Annotated in this window: 13 protein-coding genes; 11 read left to right on the forward strand and 2 right to left on the reverse strand. The window is 43.8% G+C overall.

Going from position 1 to position 17,022, the window contains the following annotated elements:
* Positions 1-40 precede the first annotated feature (40 nt).
* Positions 41-196 carry a hypothetical protein gene (locus L0M98_RS00845; RefSeq protein ID WP_227214610.1) on the reverse strand — a complete coding sequence of 52 codons (156 nt, stop codon included), beginning with the start codon at positions 194-196 and terminating at the stop codon, positions 41-43.
* A gap of 319 nt (positions 197-515) precedes the next feature.
* On the reverse strand, positions 516-1,037 hold the full coding sequence (locus tag L0M98_RS00850) for a GNAT family N-acetyltransferase (RefSeq protein ID WP_186975281.1): 522 nt from the start codon (positions 1,035-1,037) through the stop codon (positions 516-518).
* Between the two features lie 115 nt (positions 1,038-1,152).
* Here L0M98_RS00850 and L0M98_RS00855 point away from each other — a divergent pair, with 115 nt between their 5' ends.
* The 11 genes from L0M98_RS00855 to L0M98_RS00905 all read left to right on the forward strand — a co-directional run bounded on the left by L0M98_RS00855 (position 1,153) and on the right by L0M98_RS00905 (position 17,015).
* Positions 1,153-1,932 carry an energy transducer TonB family protein gene (locus tag L0M98_RS00855; protein ID WP_227214611.1) on the forward strand — a complete coding sequence of 260 codons (780 nt, stop codon included), beginning with the start codon at positions 1,153-1,155 and terminating at the stop codon, positions 1,930-1,932.
* An 83-nt stretch (positions 1,933-2,015) separates the two neighbouring features.
* Complete coding sequence (gene trmD / locus L0M98_RS00860; protein WP_186975283.1) at positions 2,016-2,693, forward strand: tRNA (guanosine(37)-N1)-methyltransferase TrmD; 678 nt, start codon at positions 2,016-2,018, stop codon at positions 2,691-2,693.
* 153 nt (positions 2,694-2,846) lie between these two features.
* Positions 2,847-4,712: a 30S ribosomal protein S1 gene (gene rpsA / locus L0M98_RS00865; RefSeq protein WP_176555063.1), complete on the forward strand. Its 1,866-nt coding sequence runs from the start codon at positions 2,847-2,849 to the stop codon at positions 4,710-4,712.
* Positions 4,712-5,644 (forward strand): ribonuclease Z, encoded by a 933-nt coding sequence (locus L0M98_RS00870; protein ID WP_099292321.1) that lies wholly within the window; start codon positions 4,712-4,714, stop codon positions 5,642-5,644. The genes rpsA and L0M98_RS00870 overlap by 1 nt, the downstream gene beginning before the upstream one ends.
* Before the next feature lie 123 nt (positions 5,645-5,767).
* Positions 5,768-6,322, forward strand: coding sequence for an RNA polymerase sigma factor (locus L0M98_RS00875; protein WP_227214612.1), 555 nt, complete (start codon positions 5,768-5,770; stop codon positions 6,320-6,322).
* Between the two features lie 53 nt (positions 6,323-6,375).
* Complete coding sequence (locus tag L0M98_RS00880) at positions 6,376-7,575, forward strand: FecR family protein (RefSeq protein WP_227214613.1); 1,200 nt, start codon at positions 6,376-6,378, stop codon at positions 7,573-7,575.
* Between the two features lie 93 nt (positions 7,576-7,668).
* On the forward strand, positions 7,669-11,259 hold the full coding sequence (locus L0M98_RS00885; RefSeq protein WP_227214614.1) for a SusC/RagA family TonB-linked outer membrane protein: 3,591 nt from the start codon (positions 7,669-7,671) through the stop codon (positions 11,257-11,259).
* A gap of 20 nt (positions 11,260-11,279) precedes the next feature.
* Positions 11,280-12,686, forward strand: a complete 1,407-nt coding sequence (locus L0M98_RS00890) for a RagB/SusD family nutrient uptake outer membrane protein (protein ID WP_227214615.1) — start codon at positions 11,280-11,282, stop codon at positions 12,684-12,686.
* A 20-nt stretch (positions 12,687-12,706) separates the two neighbouring features.
* Positions 12,707-13,594 carry a hypothetical protein gene (locus L0M98_RS00895; RefSeq protein WP_227214616.1) on the forward strand — a complete coding sequence of 296 codons (888 nt, stop codon included), beginning with the start codon at positions 12,707-12,709 and terminating at the stop codon, positions 13,592-13,594.
* A 184-nt stretch (positions 13,595-13,778) separates the two neighbouring features.
* A complete protein-coding gene (locus L0M98_RS00900; RefSeq protein WP_099292327.1) occupies positions 13,779-14,711 on the forward strand; it encodes an ABC transporter ATP-binding protein in 933 nt (310 codons plus the stop codon).
* Between the two features lie 12 nt (positions 14,712-14,723).
* Entirely contained in the window at positions 14,724-17,015 is a 2,292-nt protein-coding gene (locus tag L0M98_RS00905) for a Gldg family protein (protein WP_227214617.1), read from the forward strand.
* Positions 17,016-17,022 lie beyond the last annotated feature (7 nt).

Genomic DNA, 17,022 nt, shown 5'->3' on the forward strand with positions numbered 1-17,022 from the left:
ACTAATTCTAGTTGGCTGATTTATTTTATGTCGAAAGTTTTTATAACTTTTCAATCTCTTCTCGCGATAAGCGGGTTCCTTTAATTATAACCTCTGTTGGAACTTCCAAGGCTTTTAAGTTTTTGACTATTTGTTTTTTCTTTTCACCTTCCTCAAATCCTTTAATATGCCCTTTCTTTTCTGCCGTTTTAACCACACTGTACCAATCCCGGAAAACTTTCAGGCTATCCTCGTATTCAAATAGTTCTTACTTGGAGAACCCGGCAATTTCTGCCGCTTTGAAAAAACGTTCGAAAACTCGTTCCTGTATCATGTCTGTGCCGAACAACTTCTTGAAACCGAAGTCGGTGTAAGGATTGATATATCATTCTTGTAAACCTTCGCTTCCTATGTTTTTTGTTTATTGTTATAACAAAGATAATATAAACTTACAAGAAATCAAAGTTCAACTGGAATCAAGTATGTGAAGTTGGAGGCTGTTCCTTTTAAGCGTTGAATTTACGATACGATTCCTGTTACAGTATCTTTTCGTATAACTGGAATTTGTGCAGTCCGTACTCTCCAAGTCCCAGATCGACTGTAGCCACGTGTTTGAATCCAAATTTCTCGTACAGTTTGATGGCGGGAATATTGTTCACGTAAACGTCCAGACGAATCGCAGTCATACCTTGCTCTTTTCCTGATTCACACGCGAAGGAGATTAATTTTTTCCCGATGCCGGCTTTCAGAAAGTCCGGGTGAACGACAAGCGTGTGAATCACGAATATTTTACTGTAATCCGAATCAATACCCCACGGTGCAATTTTGTACGCTTCTTCCGGGTGATGATTCAGTATTATGGAACCGATAATCTGCCCGTCGCATCTTGCCACGTACAGGTTACCTTCTTTGACACCCTTTTCCGCGTTTTCCCGGACGGGGTACACTCCTTTGATCCATCCCGGGTGGTTAATATCGGATGCAAGGAAGTCATTCAAGTCATTATATAATTGTTCCAGCTCGTTGATGTCTGCTGCCGTCCCTTTTTCTATAATCATTTTGTCATATTCATGAATCCGGTAACAAATATAATGGCTTTTTTGTTTCTTCCCAAAGTTGTTTTTTATTCTTGATTTATTATATTTGTAAAATAATTCTCAAATTTATAGACGTATGAAACGACTATTTGTGATATTAGTGTTATTTTCCACTATTCCGAGAGTTCATGCAACAGCACAAGCCGGGGATGTTTTAATATGGGGTAAAGATACTTCTTGGTTGTTTAGTAATCCCTTGGAATTAAGACGTGATATAGATTCAATACGTGAGAGATTGGAAGAAATGGGTGCGATGTGGACATCCACAGCTTGTTGGAGAGGGTATATTGCGACATGGGAGATTATTGATAATGAATTGTATCTGGTAAATATAGAGTCTGATTTAAGTGATACAATTGAAATAAACTTGGAAAAATTGCTGCCGGGAGAAGTCATTAATGGTAGAGTGAGAGCTTCGTGGGTAACAGACACTTTAATCGTTCCCCGGGGGGAGTGCATTTTCTACGTTCATTCCGGTTATCAGTCCGTGTACGAGAAGGAATCTGAAATTATAGTTCAGGAAGGAAATGTGGTTAAGCGGGTAGATTGGAATAATTATTGGGCTTGTAGGCCGGGATATTGGGAGAATCCGGAATTGCTTAAAGATTTCATATATGGACATATAGATTGGGGTAAAGTTGCAGCAAATACACCGGAAAGAGCACGAGTGGTATTCTGTATTATTCCGTCTGAAGAGATAAAGCCGGTGGTGAAAATAATTCGTTCATCCGGTTCAACTATTTTTGACGAGGAGGCGATGAAAGCAGTGCAGATGCTTGAGGAATGGGAAACTTTATATCAACGGGGTAAACTGTTTAGACAGTCGTGGGTAGTTCCTGTTATTTTCAAAAGATAAATTTATATCTTTGTGCGGTATTGGGATTTGCCGTCAGATTTACATCGGCATTTTCAACTTTCAATTTTCAACTTTCAATTGTTATGCGCATTGATATATTAAGTGTTGTACCAGAGTTACTGGAGAGTCCTTTGAATCATTCGATTATCAAACGGGCGAAAGAAAAAGGGATCGTGGAGATTTATATCCATAATATACGGGATTGGTCGAAGGATAAGCACCGGAAGGTGGATGACTATTCTTTCGGCGGGGATGCCGGACTGGTGATGGCGGTACAGCCGATTTTTGATTGTATCAATGAATTGACTTCCCGGCGACATTACGACGAGATTATCTACACCGCCCCGGATGCCCCTACATTCAACCAGAAGATGGCGAATGAATTGTCGTTGAAGGAGAATATCATGATTCTTTGTGGGCATTATAAAGGGATTGACCACCGGATCCGGGAGCATTTGATTACCCGGGAGATTTCCGTGGGCGATTACGTGCTGACGGGAGGGGAGTTACCCGCCTGTATCATGACGGACGCCGTTGTGCGTTTGTTGCCGGGAGCCATGGGGGACGAGACTTCCGCTTTGACCGATTCGTTTCAGGACAACCTGCTTGCCCCGCCCGTGTACACGCGTCCCGCGGAGTTCAACGGTTGGCGGGTGCCGGATGTGCTATTGTCGGGCAATCACGCCTTGATTGACGAGTGGCAGGAACAACAAGCCTTGGAACGCACGAGGCGATTGCGCCCGGATTTGTTGGGGGAATAGCTTATGTCTTGGGTAGAATTATAGTGGGTTTTTATAGGTTACGTGTTATTTTTCAGTGCATTTTGTTTGTCAGGGTTAATATTTATTTGTATTTTTGCGCCCGTATTAGAAAAATATAATGTCTAATTTATTAGAGGACAAGCATTTATTATTATGACTGAAGAACAAAAAGAAATGCAAGTGGAACTTGCACAAGAAGAAACCAAGAAAGCTGCTCCGGTAGCAACTACAAGTGCCGAGGCTGATGACAATTTCGATTGGGAAGCCTACGCGAATGATGATGTAATCCCCGCATCTGAAAAAGAAGAATTAGTAAACAGGTATGCTGAAACTCTTTCATCAGTAGTTGAGAAAGAAGTTGTTGAAGGTACTGTTATCTCGATGAACAAGAGAGAAGTCGTTGTAAACATCGGTTACAAGTCAGACGGTATCATTTCATTGAATGAATTCCGTTACGATCCGGAATTGAAAGTGGGAGATAAAGTAGAAGTTTACGTTGAGACTCAAGAAGACAAAAAAGGTCAGTTGACTCTTTCTCACAAGAAAGCAAGAGCTTTACGTAGCTGGGATCGTGTTAATGCTGCGTTGGAAAACGACGAGATTATCAAAGGATTTGTTAAATGTCGCACGAAGGGCGGTATGATCGTTGACGTATTCGGTATCGAGGCATTCTTACCGGGTTCTCAGATCGATGTTAAGCCGATTCGTGACTATGATATTTATGTTGGGAAGACGATGGAATTCAAGGTGGTTAAAATCAACCAAGAGTTCAAGAACGTTGTTGTATCTCACAAGGCTCTTATCGAGGCAGAGTTGGAACAGCAGAAGAAAGACATCATCTCCAAACTTGAAAAAGGACAGGTACTTGAAGGTACCGTTAAGAATATCACTTCTTACGGGGTATTCATCGACTTGGGTGGCGTAGACGGATTGATCCACATTACCGACCTTTCTTGGGGCCGCGTAAATCACCCGAACGAGATCGTGGAATTAGACCAGAAGTTGAATGTTGTTATTCTTGACTTCGATGACGAGAAGAAACGTATCGCTCTTGGTTTGAAACAATTGACTCCGCACCCGTGGGATGCTTTGAGCGCAGACTTGAAGGTAGGTGACCGCGTGAAAGGTAAAGTAGTTGTTATGGCTGATTACGGTGCCTTCGTTGAGATTGCCCCGGGCGTTGAAGGTTTGATTCACGTTTCAGAGATGTCATGGTCACAACATTTGCGTTCCGCTCAAGATTTCATGAAAGTAGGAGATGAGGTAGAGGCTGTAGTTCTTACCTTGGATCGAGACGAGAGAAAGATGTCTTTGGGTATCAAACAATTGAAAAACGACCCGTGGCAAAATATCGAAGAGAAGTATGCTGTTGGCACGAAACATAAAGCTATCGTGCGTAACTTCACGAACTTCGGAGTATTCGTTGAGATCGAGGAAGGTGTTGACGGTTTGATCCACATCTCTGATTTGTCTTGGACGAAGAAAGTGAAACACCCGGCTGAGTTTACCCAGATTGGAGCCGATATTGATGTAGTTGTTCTTGAAATTGATAAGGATAACAGAAGATTGAGTTTAGGTCACAAGCAATTGGAAGAGAATCCTTGGGATGTATTCGAAACCATCTTCACGGTTGATTCTATCCACGAAGGTACGATTACCGAAATCTTCGATAAGGGTGCCGTTATCGCGTTGCCTTATGGCGTAGAAGGATTCGCAACTCCTCGCCACTTGGTAAAAGAAGACGGTTCTCAGGCTAAGGTTGACGAGAAATTGCCGTTCAAGGTGATCGAATTCAACAAGGGTGCCAAGAGAATCATTCTTTCTCACTCTCGTATTTTCGAAGACGAGCAGAAAGCTACCGATAACGCGAAGAAGAAAGATGAGGCTAGCGCAACTAAAAAAGCAGTGAAGAAAGTGAAAGAGAAACTGGAGAAAACCACTTTGGGTGATATCACCGAGTTGGCTGCTTTGAAAGACCAAATGGAAGCTAGAGAAGAAGAAGAAAAGAATAATAACTAGTGAAGTTTGAGCTAACTATATTAGGGTGCGGTTCTGCCGTACCCACGCTTCAACGAAATGCTGCCGCTCAAGTGCTTAATGTACTTGAGCGGTACTTTCTTATTGACTGCGGGGAGGGAACCCAGCAGCAATTGCGGCGTTTCAAGGTGCCGTATAACAAGATCAATCATATTTTTATTTCCCATTTGCACGGGGATCATTTTTTCGGTTTGATCGGTTTGTTGTCCAGTCTTTCTTTGCAGGACAGGAAAGCCGAATTGCACGTTTACTCGGACAAGCGTTTGCAAGAGATTATCGAGTTTCAGTTGAAAGTGATGAATACCCGTTTGAATTTTCCCTTGATTTTTCATCATTTGGAACGGGAACCCGCTTTGATTTATGAAGACAAAGCGTTGACCGTGCGTACTTTTCCTTTGAAACATCGTTATGATGCTCCCGTGACAGGTTTTTTATTTACCGAGAAAGAACGGGAAAGAACGATTCGCCGGGATATGACGGATGCTTTCCAAGTGCCGGTGGCTTTCATGCACCGGCTGAAAAAGGGCGAGGATTTCGTGACTCCCGATGGAGAGGTGATCGCTAATTGCCGCTTGACGATGGCTCCGCCTGCCGTCCGATCCTACGCTTACATGACCGACACGTTGTTCCGGGAGTGTTTTGCCGAACACGTGAAAGGTGTGGATTTACTTTATCATGAATCCACTTACGGGAACGAGTTTGAAGATTTAGCTAAAGAAACATTCCACAGTACCGCGGGGCAAGCGGCGCGAATGGCTCTACTTGCCGAAGCAAAACACCTCCTGCTGGGACATTTTTCATCCCGTTATCCCGATCCTACCCCTTTGTTGAAACAAGCCCGGGAGATTTTCCCGAACACGGATTTGTGTTATGACGGGGCTGTATTCGAGTTACCCGTGGCGAAACGAGGGTGAAATAGGAACTATATACCACGCAATTATTCTGTTGAAAATAAAGAACGAATTTATTGTAATACTTTTATTACATTAGTACGTTCTATATATGAATTGGATAATTACTGTGTATTATTTGTACTGATGGTGAAATTGGATACGATTATAACGGGAATCAACATGAAAGACACAAGGAGTTGGGAGCAACTCTACTCGTCGTGTTATGCGGCGTTGTGTACTTATGTCGAGTCTATAATCAATGATATTGATACCTCGAAAGATATAGTACAGGAGTTGTTGGTGAACGTGTGGAGGTCGGATGTCCATTTTCAGAATTCAAGGGAATTGCTGGGGTATTTGTACAAGTCGTTGTACAATCGTTCGATGGATTTTATTCGCAAGAAGAAGGTGCGGGAACGGGTACTGGCGTCAATGGAACAAGAAACAACGGACGACTCTTATGATGATTTTCTTTTGAGGTCGGTACGAGAGGAAATCATTCGGCAGTTGTACTTGTATATTGATGATTTACCGCCTGACCGTAGAAGAATCGTGCAATTGAGTATCAGTGGTTTTTCGGGGAAAGAGATAGCGGATAAGTTGGGAATCAGTATAAATACGGTGAAAGTACAGAAGAACAGGAGTATAAAATACTTGAGAGATCGTTTGATAAATGCGAAAGAGAGGTTTGAGATTTAATTTTTTGAAATTATTGTAATACCAAGTGCGACCGAGCACGTTTTATTAGTAGAATGGAAGATGAAAAGATACATATAATCGGAGATTTGCTTTGCAAGTTATGGGCTGGGACGATTACTCCTGCGGAGGAAGCGATGCTGGATGAATTGCTCGGTAAAGATACAGTGGAAGATTTGCGTGAGGATGTGGAAAGTGACCGGTACGTGATGGGACGATTCAAGGAATATTCAAAGTATGACGCAAATGAAGATTTTAAATTATTCCTGAATAGAGTAGAAGAGTCGGAAACTGTTAAACGTTTGACCAAGCGACCGTGGCTTCGCTGGGGGTACGCGGCTTCTATTGTGTTATTTGTATTGGGGGGAATGTTCTTTTATATGTTGGGAGAGAAGGAATCGGATAATGAATATTTTGTCAGACAGGTAGCGCAACAAGCCGAACATTCGAAGGTAGCGAGGTTGATTTTATCGGATTTGGAAGTAGTGACTTTGAACGAAGCGGATAGATCCGTGCAATTGGATTCTTTGGGTGTTGTATTCTCTAAAGGCCCCGGAGTGCTGGACTATACACGAGTGAAGAGGGGGGATGCGGATTCTTCTTCTTTCTATCACACGCTGGTTGTTCCCAAGGGATGTTTGTACAAGGTGGTGTTGAGTGACGGAACGAGAGTTACCTTGAACGCTGATTCAAAGATAAAGTATCCGGTTGTGTTTGCTGTCGGGAAGCGGGAAGTGTATTTGGACGGAGAGGCTTATTTTGACGTGACGAAGAATAATGAGGCGCCGTTTTTCGTGACGAGCAAGAATTTTGCCGTGAAAGTGTTGGGTACGTCATTTAACGTGATGAACTATGATGATGAAGAGATGTCAAATGTCACGTTGCTATCGGGAAGCGTGGAAATGAGAACGAGGGATACGGTCGTGCGGATGAAGCCGGGGGAACAGATCGTTATGAGGCAGGATAAGGTGGTTGAAGTACAGGTGGTTAATCCGCTACCGTATATCTCGTGGCTGGAAGATAAGTTCTGTTTCGAGGACGAACGGTTGGAGGTTATACTGCGTAAGTTGAGTAGATGGTATGATGTGTCTGTCCTGTATAATTCCACGGCGGTAAAGGATACACGTTTCTCGGGATATATCCCGAATGATATAGGTGTGAAGGAGGTATTGGAGTTATTGCAAGAAACCACGGATATTGTATTTTCTTTGCAGGATAGTGTAATCTCCGTGAAGGATTCAAGGGTTAGAAAGTAATAGTTTATTATTTGATTTTTAGATGATTGATAAGAATATGCAGTTCTTAAACGGGTGAGTTATGCCCAATAGAAAACCTAAATGTAATGAGTTATGAAAAAAAAGAGGTTTAAGTTAAATGTTTGGAGCCGGGTAACGAGATGGCTGTCCTCGTTTGCGGTATTATTTTATCTTCTGGGAGGTAATCTCGGTTATGCCAATGCTTCGGGAGAACCGACGCTAACGGTTGAATTCAAGAAAGCGGGGTTGTTGGAGGTATTGAAGTATATCAAGGAAAACACGAAGTATGATTTCCTGTGTAATAATGACGAGATCAAGTCTGTCCCTTTGATCACGAAGTCGTTCAAAAATGCGACGGTTGAAGAGATCGTGGAGATTTGTCTGAAAGGTACGGAGTTTCGTTTTCGGATGGCTCACAATGTGATTGTCATTTCAAAGAAAAAAGCAGGGGGTGAGGAAAGAAAGGGATTGGTTATCAAAGGGAACGTCTTGGATCGTAGAGGAGATGCACTTCCGGGTGCAACGGTACAAGTGAAAGGAACTAGCTTGGGGGTAGCGGCAAATTCGGAAGGGAATTTCTTGATTTCATTACCAGTTATGGATAGTGTGACGCTAGTAGTGCAATTCTTGGGGATGAAGTCTGTTGAAGTGGTTGTTACGGACTTTTCCAAGGAGATAAATATTCGTCTGGAGGAAGGCCGGACGGAGATGGACGAAGTGGTTGTTACCGGTTACGGTAATTTTCGCAAGGGAAACTACACGGGGGCGGCAACAACGGTGAAAGCTGCTGATATTATCATTGCCGGGGCTACGTCTATCGATCAGATGTTGCAAGGTGTGGTGCCGGGAATGTTGGTACGGAATCAATCCGGGCAGGTCGGGGTTACTCCTAAAATCAGAGTACGGGGAACCTCTTCTTTGTTGGGGAGTCAGGAACCCGTATGGGTGGTAGATGGTGTTATTCAACGTAATCCTCAACCTTTCAATCCTGACGACAACACGACTTTCACAATGGATGCCGACGATATTGGCAAGTTGGCGGGAAACGCTATATCTTGGTTGAATCCCAATGATATAGAAACAATCACTGTGTTGAAAGATGCTTCAGCTACTGCTATTTACGGTTCACAAGCCGCTAACGGTGTTATCGTGATCACCACGAAAAAGGCACAGGCGGGAAAGGTGTCAGTATCTTACAGTGGTGATTTTTCAATCGGTCAACGCCCCCGCTACGGGTTGTACGATCAGATGAATTCTCAAGAGATGATGGTTCTTTCCAAAGAGATGTACGAGGATAGGGTATCTTATCCTTCGGCAATCTTACCCTTGGGATATCCTGGTTTGGTACAGAAGTTGATTAACAAAGAGATTTCTACTGAAGAGATGAACCGGGAGTACGAGAAAATGGCACGGCAGAACACGAATTGGTTTAAGCTGTTGTTCCGAAATTCTTTCAATCACAAGCATAGTTTGAGTATTAACGGAGGCTCCGAGAGAGTGAAAAACCGTACGTCATTTAATATTAATCAAGAGAGAGGTGAGGCGAAAGGCAATGACCTGTTGAGTATGAGTGTCGTGTCGAACACGGAAATACGTTTCGGGGAGAATTTGATAACCAATTTTTTACTGAATGGGAGTATGCGTAAAGTGGAGGGGTTTGCTTATAACGTCGATCCTTTCTCGTATGCTTATAACACGACGCGGATTATACCGGCATATAACGGAGACGGTACTTTATTTTATCACGAGAAATGGGGAATTAATAGTTTGGCGATAACCAATAAGACTAGCTACAATTACAATATTTTGAATGAATTGGCAAACACAGGGAGTGAGAATAACACGAAAGGTTGGAATGCCACACTGGATTTGATGTGGAATATATTTTCAGGGTTGCGGTATCAGGGGGTTATTTCTTATGCGGCATCTTCTGCTGCAACTAAAAAATACGCAACGGAACGTTCATTTTATATTACCCAGTACCGGGGATATGAGTTTGGTTCGGTTTTTCCAAATAGCGGTGAAGAAAAATCGGCTCGGATTCCTAAAGGTGGATTATTGGAAACGGGAAATACAGTGATAGAAGCCGTGACAATACGTAATAGTCTGATGTATGAACGTTTGTTTGCCGAAAAGCATAGAATGATTTTACAGGTCGGAATTGAGACAAATTCAACGAAGACCACGGGTGAAACCAGTAAACGTTATGGTTATCTGCGAGAGCGGGGAGAGACGTTTGCCAATGTACCTGCCACGATCTTTCAAAATGGAAATACAAATTATTCGATGGATAATTCCGTGTACGCTTACGGAAGTGCTTCCGTGTTAAATCGAAAGAGTAATCTGCTGAGTGGTTATGCACAAGCTGTTTATACTTATGGCGAACGTTATATTGTAAACTTTAACGCTCGGGTGGATGCATCCAACCGTTTTGGGCAGGACAAAAACAAGCGTTTTGAGCCGACTTGGTCTGCTGGGGCTAAATGGAGAATCGGCAATGAAGTTCTTTTTAAGCAAACCGGTTGGTTGAACGTTTTAGATTTGACTTTTTCATACGGTTATCAAGGAAATGCTGTAGAGAGCGTTTCCCCGTATCTGATCGCTTTTGACGGGGGAATTAATAATTACTATCAATCTTATACGTTACGGATTAAATCGCTTCCTTATCCCAATTTGGGTTGGGAAAAGACAAAGACGTATAATTTGGGGGTAGATGTGGCTCTTTTGAATCAACGTTTGAATGCTACGTTCAATTACTATAAAAAGATTAGTGACGTGTTGTCATCCAAGGATGTTCCTTACGAGAACGGGAAAACAAACAGTGTGGTTTCCGGTTCGAAAATGGAAAACACGGGTTATGAGTTCCTGGTGGAAATCGTGCCTGTCCGAACGAAAGATTTCACGTGGCGTCTTTCTCTGAATTCCAGTTCTACCCGGAATAAAATCACCAAGAACGAACGCGTAAACACACTGGATGATTATCTGAAGGGGGCAGCTGTCGTGAAGGGGAAGCCGTTTTCCACATTTTATTCTTATGAATTCAAGGAATTAGATTCGGAAAATGGGACACCGATATTTTGTAATATGGATATAGAAGGTGCCGAGGGACCCGTTGAATACCTTGTTGAATCCGGGAAGTTTACACCTGATTTTTCTGGGGGATTGAACACCATGTTGAAATACAGAAATTGGACTTTGTATGCTTTGTTCTCTATGCAATGGGGTGGAAGTGGACGTTTACCCGTTTTGTACAATACGGAAAGCAATAGGGGTATACCCACTCCTGAACAAAACGCATCACGCGAGCTAACCACTCGTTGGAGGAAAACAGGGGATGAAGTTTTTACAAAAATTCCGTCAATCCCAAGTATAGGGGATACCCAAACATATCTGCCCCAAACAGAAACTTCATATAGAACGTTGGATAATCCCTATAACCTATATAATAAATCGAATCTTCGAATAGCCCATACAGATATGCTCCGTTGTAATTCACTTTCGGTGGGATATGAATTTAACCAGAGTTTGTTGAATAAGTTTTATGTTGACCGATTGACGCTGAAAGCAACCATGATGAATCCTTTCATGTGGGTAAAGGATAAAAAATGGGATGGTATTGATCCGGAAACGGGGAATTGGCCGGCAAGACGGGTGACTTCCTTGTCTATTCAAATGATTTTCTAGTGTATTTTAAACGAGAGATTATGAAAAAAATACTACCTTTTATATTCATATTGAGCCTGTTATTGACAGGCGCTTGTTCGGATTTTTTGGAAGAGAAATCCCAAGATGAGGTGCTCGTGAGGACGACAGCAGATTTTAGCGAATTTCTGTTGGGATCAGGCTATCCTCAACCGGCAATTACTTATCCTTATCAGACGTTAAGTTTGTTGGATGATGATATAGAACAGAACGAGTTGTCTTTGACGGTAAATGAGAATACGAATTTTATTCTTCGTTTCCCATATTTTACTTGGCAGCCGGATATGTGGGAGCGAGTACAGACCATGCAAGAGAGCTATTCTGGAACGTATGAGCGGATTATGGGATGCAATGCCGTGTTGGATGGGATAGATGATGCAATTGGTACGCAATATGACAGGGAACGGATCAAGGCGGAGGCGTTAGCAGTGAGGGCATATTTGTATTTCCAACTGGTGAATATTTACGGGGAGCCTTATCAAGAGAATAAAGAAGCGTTGGCTGTACCTTTGAAATTGACGGCTGGGATTGTCGAGAATGGCATCGTGCGTAGTCGGGTGACGGATGTTTACGATCAGATGGTGAAGGATTTGGAGGCTGCTTCTACTCTTCTTGAGAAATACCCGAAAACCAGAAATGATTATCGGATTAATTATCCCGCCGTGAATATATTGTTATCCCGGGTATACTTGTACATGGAACGTTGGGATGATGCAATAAAAGCTGCCGACAAGGCGATTAAAACGGGTGGGGAATTGACCGATTACACGGGAATATCGAGTAATGCTTTTTATTTCACGGATTACGAGCATTCGGAGGTGGAGTGGTTGTATGGAGCAAATAATAGAGATCAAGGAATGCGTACTTTTTTTGTTCCTTCTTTGGATTTGTTGTCGAAATTTACAGCAGGAGATTGTAGACAAGAGTTTTATTTTTCTGCTGATAAGAAGGTCGTTTATAAACAAAGATGGAACGGAACTGTTCGTCCTGCCAATACTTTGCGCATATCAGAAGCTTATTTGAATCGGGCGGAGGCTTACGCTCAAAAAAGCGATGGGGCGGTTTCGGCTTTGGCAGATTTGAATAAATTGCGCCGATACCGGATTGTCGGATACACGGATGTGAATATTGCGGAACCAACTGCTTTGTTGGAGGAGATTCGTTTGGAGCGCAGGTTGGAACTTTGTTTCGAGGAACATCGCTGGTTCGATTTGCGCCGTTACGGAATGCCATCCATTTCACATCGTTATAAAGACCGGAGTACGGACGTGTGGACGGAATATGTTTTAAAGGAAAAAGACCCATTATACACTTTCCCGATACCCAATTCGATACTGGAGAAAAATATATTGCTTGAACAGAATGCATGTGCTTATGAACCCGTTCGAACGGGAATTACTGGAATGTAGGTTAACTAAAAGTAAAAACAATGAATAAGATCATAATTATAAATTTGATGTTGTTGAGCGTGTTCGTTTGCTCGTGTGCTAAAGACAAAGAGATCGGGGAGATTGTTCCTTTGACGGCGGATTACGTGTTGCCGCAAGGGAAATCACCTGCGGACGACCGGGTGGTGGAATTGTTCGAAAAGTATGGCAGTTATTTTTTGTACGATTTTACAAAGCGGGATTTCGAGTGGACTCAAATCAGTAATTCCACGTTGAAAGGAACTTATTTATATACGCTTGGAGATCCCATGTACGTCGGGGATATGCTCGACTTGTTGGATGAAATTTGGTTTCGGTTTTACCCAGAGGATTTCCTAAGAAAGACGATACCTTACCGCGTTTTTCTGACTTCAACGTTGGATTGGACGGCATTCGGATACCCGATACCTCAATATTCTCGCAACGGGAGCAATCAAATTGCCATTAATTATTGTTCTGATACTTTGGTGAAAATGTCTGGGGCAACGAAGTTGGAATTCAAGAATAGGTTGCAGTATCAACTTTGGTCTTCTTGGATGGGATTAGATATGATCACTTTTCCGGAGGCCTTTTTCCAAGTGAGTAATTATTCGACCAAAGTGGTAAATGACCCGACTTCTCCTAATTATGCTAGAGCCAGAGGCTTCTTCGGGAGTAATGGATACGAATGGAGTGTAAATATGGTTGGGGCTACATACTATAATGAATCCCAATTGAAGTCTTCCGATCGGGATTACTTTATACAGAATATGTTGCAGCGAACATCAGAGGATTTGGAAACTGAATTATCGACTTACCCGTTATTGAGAAAAAAGTATGATATATTGAGAGTGTATATCGAAGAAACGTATGGTTTTGATATCAAGAAAATCGGGGATGCCGTTTATTGATTTTCAAGGTATGCCTGTTTTAGTCGAAAACAGGATATAAATAAAATGCTTCCGGATATCCGGAAGCATTTTATTTATATTCCGGTTTCGATTTTATACCGATATTGATAATACCATTTTTGTTTTCGGGTATTCTATACGTGTGGAAAAAAGTGTGATAATTTTTTACTCAAAACAATATTGTATGGAAAAATCAATCGTAAAAGTAGAACATCTGTCCCATCGATACAGTGTTCAATGGGCTATCCGGGATATTAATTTCGAGATAACGGAAAATGGAATTTATGGTTTGCTCGGTTCTAACGGGGCGGGGAAATCAACCACGATGAATATCATGTGCGGGGTGTTGAAGCAGACAGAGGGGGACGTTTACATCAAGGGCGTGAGCATGCGTGACAATCCGGTAGAAGCAAAAAAGCATATCGGTTTCCTGCCGCAGAAGCCCCCGTTGTATGGTGATTTGACGGTGGAGGAGTTTCTGGCGTTCACGGCGAATATCCGTCGTATTCCGGAAGACGAAGTCGCGGGAGCGGTAAAAAGTGTAATGGAACGTTGTGGGGTAGGCCATTTCCGGAAGCGGTTGATTCGTAACTTGTCGGGTGGTTACCAGCAGCGGGTGGGTATTGCGCAGGCGATTATTCACAATCCGGCATTCGTGGTGCTGGACGAGCCGACGAACGGTTTGGACCCGAATCAGATCATTGAGATACGCCACTTGATAAAAGAGATCGGTGAGGATAGAACGGTGATTCTATCGACGCATATTCTGTCGGAGGTACAGGCGACGTGTGATTATATACGGATGATCGAGGAAGGACAGGTAGTCTTTTCCGGCACGGTGGAGGAGTTTGACAATTATATTGTTCCCAGCACGATATTCGTGACTTTGGCGTCAATGCCTTCGGCGGAGGAACTAAAGGTATTGCCCGGGGTGGTGGATGCCGAGAACACGGGTGGCATGAATTACCGGGTAAATTTCTCGGACTCCCGCGAGGCGATCACCAAGATCGTGGAAACAAGCGTGGCTCGCAACTGGCAATTGCTGGAGATTCGTGCCGAGAAGAGTTCTATGGATAACGTGTTCGCCGAGTTGTCCGCCAAGAGTAAGAAACATTAAAATCGAGAATTTATGAAGATGGCATTTAAAATAGCAAAGATGGAATTGCAATCTTTGTTCTTCTCGCCCGTGGCGTGGTTGTTGCTGGTCGTGTTCTCTTATCAGGTCGGAATGACTATTTCTGATTCGTTGGAGGGAATCGTGGTACGCCAAGCGATGGGATACGAGATGTGGAGAGTGACGGGCAGCGTGTTCGCGGGATTAATGGAGTCGATACAAGGCTCTCTTTATTTGTATATTCCCTTGTTGACGATGAATATGATCAGTCGCGACTTGAACGGGGGGACAATAAAGTTGTTGCAGTCGGCGCCTTTACGCAATATTCAGGTGGTAGCCGGTAAATACATGGCTTTGATGGTATTCGGGCTGGCGATGATGGGCGTGATATTGTTTTACGTGATATTCGGTTTGTTCACGATCGAGAATATAGATATTCCTTACGTGTTGACGGGTATTCTGGGACTTTACCTTTTGTTGTGCGCTTATGCCGCTATCGGGTTGTTTGTTTCCAGTCTGACTTCTTATCAAGTGGTGGCGGTGTTCGGTACTTTGATGATTCTCATCCTGTTCAATTACGTGGGCGACGTGGGTCAGAACTACGAGTTCGTGCGGGATATCACTTATTGGCTTTCAATCCGGGGCAGGGTGTTCGAGTTTATTCACGGGTTAATATGCAGCGAAGACGTGCTTTATTTCCTGATCGTGATCGCTATATTCTTGACATGGACAACGCTCCGGTTGATCAACCGGGTGCAGAAGCGGGGATGGATAGTCCGCTGGGGCGCCTACCTTGGTGTATTCGTGTTGGCGATGGGATTGGGGTATCTGAGTTCCCGCCCGATGCTGATGTCGTATTACGATGCCACGAGAACGAAGGGAAATACGCTGAGCGAGGGAAGCCAGAATATCGTGAAGTTGCTTGACGGAAAGGTGAAGATCACGACTTACACGAATGTGCTTGACAAGGAGTTTTGGAGCACGCTGCCCGATCATATTAATCATGACATGGGCAATTTCCGTGATTACGTGCGTTTTAAACCGGATATGAAGTTGCGTTACGTTTATTTCTATGACAACGCGGGTAACGAGGAACTGGACGAGCAGTATCCCGACTTGAACGACAGAGAACGGGCAGAACGGATATGTGACAATTACGGGATTCCTTTCTCTATTTTCCTGTCGCCGGAGGAGATGAAGAAAATAGAGGATTTGAGCGCGGAGGGCAATAAGACAATACGCGTGATCGAACGGGAGAACGGGCAAAAGTCTTATTTACGTTTCTATTATCACGCGGGATGGAAGGAATCCCCGATGGAAGGCGAGATTTCCGCCGCATTCAAACGTCTGGTGATGGACGTACCGACGATAGGCTTCCTTACCGGGCATGGTGAACGCGATATCAACCGGGAAGCCGACCGGGAATACAAGCGTATTTCCAGCGACAGGAATATTCGAAGCTCTATGGTGAATCAGGGGTTCGATATAGAGGAAGTGCGAGCGGATCAGGCTATCCCGGACAGTATCAATATACTGGTGATTTCCGAGTTAAGGTCGCCTTTGAGCGAGCGTGAAAAAGTGCATCTGGACGCCTTCGTTGACCGGGGCGGCAATCTCTTTATACTCGGCGGGCCGGGAAGACAGGAACTGATGAACCCGCTTGTCGAGCGGTTCGGTGTCCGCTTTATGCCGGGGCAGCTGGTGCAACCGACAAAAGATCTTCAGGCTGACCTGATACAGGCTTTACCGACGAAAGAAGGAATAAAATTATGGCCGGGGTTGGATATAATCCGGATATACGAGGGCTGCGTTGCCATGCCGGGCTGCGTCGGTTTGGAATACACTCCCGTCGAGGGGGTGACGGTCACGCCGTTGTTTACCACCGACACGGTGGGATGCTGGAACAGGACACGGGGCGCGGACTTCACGCGTGATTCGATTGTTTATGAACCGGAAGCGAGTGACCGTGCCGGAGTTTTCGCCACGGTAATAGCTTTGAGCCGCGACGTGAACGGCAAGCAACAACGTGTAGTTATCTCCGGCAACACGGATTGCTTAAGTAACGGGGAATTTGCCACGGGCAGGCGGGAAGTTCGCAATTTTAATTACGAGTTGGCTCGTTCCGGTTTCTACTGGTTGTCACACGAGGAATTGCCCGTGAATACTTCCCGTGCGGAGCCGATAGACAGGAAATTGAATGTTAGCGAGTCTGCCATGGAGGTATGGAAGATCGTGTTCATGGTAGTTATTCCCGTTATACTCGCGTTTGCCGGAATCTTGATATGGCTTCGGCGCCGGGGATGTTGATACTTAA

This window comes from Butyricimonas sp. DFI.6.44, assembly GCF_022132345.1.
Taxonomy (GTDB): domain Bacteria; phylum Bacteroidota; class Bacteroidia; order Bacteroidales; family Marinifilaceae; genus Butyricimonas; species Butyricimonas muris.

Excerpts from the sequence above, each read along its gene's own strand:
- L0M98_RS00885 (WP_227214614.1), top strand. The coding sequence starts at position 7,669 with ATGAAAAAAAAGAGGTTTAAGTTAAATGTTTGGAGCCGGGTAACGAGA.
- L0M98_RS00900 (WP_099292327.1), top strand. The coding sequence starts at position 13,779 with ATGGAAAAATCAATCGTAAAAGTAGAACATCTGTCCCATCGATACAGT.
- trmD (WP_186975283.1), top strand. The coding sequence starts at position 2,016 with ATGCGCATTGATATATTAAGTGTTGTACCAGAGTTACTGGAGAGTCCT.
- rpsA (WP_176555063.1), top strand. The coding sequence starts at position 2,847 with ATGACTGAAGAACAAAAAGAAATGCAAGTGGAACTTGCACAAGAAGAA.
- L0M98_RS00905 (WP_227214617.1), top strand. The coding sequence starts at position 14,724 with ATGAAGATGGCATTTAAAATAGCAAAGATGGAATTGCAATCTTTGTTC.
- L0M98_RS00890 (WP_227214615.1), top strand. The coding sequence starts at position 11,280 with ATGAAAAAAATACTACCTTTTATATTCATATTGAGCCTGTTATTGACA.
- L0M98_RS00875 (WP_227214612.1), top strand. The coding sequence starts at position 5,768 with ATGGTGAAATTGGATACGATTATAACGGGAATCAACATGAAAGACACA.
- L0M98_RS00880 (WP_227214613.1), top strand. The coding sequence starts at position 6,376 with ATGGAAGATGAAAAGATACATATAATCGGAGATTTGCTTTGCAAGTTA.
- L0M98_RS00850 (WP_186975281.1), bottom strand. The coding sequence starts at position 1,037 with ATGATTATAGAAAAAGGGACGGCAGCAGACATCAACGAGCTGGAACAA.
- L0M98_RS00855 (WP_227214611.1), top strand. The coding sequence starts at position 1,153 with ATGAAACGACTATTTGTGATATTAGTGTTATTTTCCACTATTCCGAGA.
- L0M98_RS00895 (WP_227214616.1), top strand. The coding sequence starts at position 12,707 with ATGAATAAGATCATAATTATAAATTTGATGTTGTTGAGCGTGTTCGTT.